The organism is Veillonella sp. R32 (genome assembly GCF_010093125.1).
Classification (GTDB): Bacteria; Bacillota; Negativicutes; order Veillonellales; family Veillonellaceae; genus Veillonella_A.
Genome location: NZ_NMZQ01000066.1, coordinates 1 through 790, shown reverse-complemented (window position 1 = coordinate 790; position 790 = coordinate 1). Strand labels below are relative to the sequence as shown.

Sequence of the window (790 nt, the reverse complement as noted above, 5' to 3'; positions counted from 1 at the left end):
CAAAATTATTTACACTACCTTTAATACGTATTAATAGAATGAGTGTCAATGTAATTTCATATTGTATTTCATATTGTGTTCCAATCTTCATTTACATATTCCCTCAAAAAAAATGTAAGAAAATTCATTTTCCCTCTTGCGCAAAAAATAAAATCATGATACTATATGAAAGTACCTGAAACAATGGTATTGCGGCCCCGTGGTGTAGCGGTTAACATGTCGCCCTGTCACGGCGAAGATCGTCAGTTCAAATCTGATCGGGGTCGCCATTTTTTTATTTATAAATGGTTTTCCTCATTTGCCTCGGTAGCTCAGTCGGTAGAGCAAAGGACTGAAAATCCTTGTGTCGACAGTTCGATTCTGTCCTGAGGCACCATTAAAAACAAAATTCCATGCGGTTGTGGTGGAATGGCAGACACGCCATCTTGAGGGGGTGGTGAGCGTACGCTCGTATGGGTTCAAGTCCCATCAACCGCACCATACAGTAAATAAGCGCCTTGTGAGTTTTCACAGGGCGTTTTTGTGGCTCTTTGTCAAATTTTGGGGCGCTAAAGAGATTATGCACTCTTAGGAAGGACATGCGACGTAATTGTTGTGTGTCCTTTTTTAGCATTAATGAATAAAATCCGATTACGAAAGCGTTCGAAGTTTTGTATTCCAAACGCACAACGTTTCAGTGCTTTTATTTTATTGTTACAACCTTCTGTAAAGCCGTTAGAGTACGGTAATGTTAGGGCATTCACTATCTCTTCTCGCCAAAATTTAAAGGCCTTTAGAAGTGATTTAAATT

Annotated in this window: 1 protein-coding gene and 3 tRNA genes; 3 read left to right on the top strand and 1 reads right to left on the bottom strand. The window is 39.4% G+C overall.

The window, feature by feature from the left end; genetic code table 11:
* Positions 1 to 193 precede the first annotated feature (193 nt).
* The 3 genes from VER_RS10100 to VER_RS10090 all read left to right on the top strand — a co-directional run bounded on the left by VER_RS10100 (position 194) and on the right by VER_RS10090 (position 480).
* Positions 194 to 269, top strand: a tRNA-Asp gene (locus VER_RS10100).
* 31 nt (positions 270 to 300) lie between these two features.
* Positions 301 to 376: transfer RNA gene (locus VER_RS10095), tRNA-Phe, on the top strand.
* A gap of 18 nt (positions 377 to 394) precedes the next feature.
* A tRNA-Leu gene (locus VER_RS10090) sits at positions 395 to 480 on the top strand.
* Positions 481 to 557: 77 nt separating this feature from the next.
* Here VER_RS10090 and VER_RS10085 read toward each other — a convergent pair.
* Positions 558 to 790: transposase (locus VER_RS10085; protein WP_162100688.1), on the bottom strand; the 233-nt coding region annotated here is incomplete at its 5' end.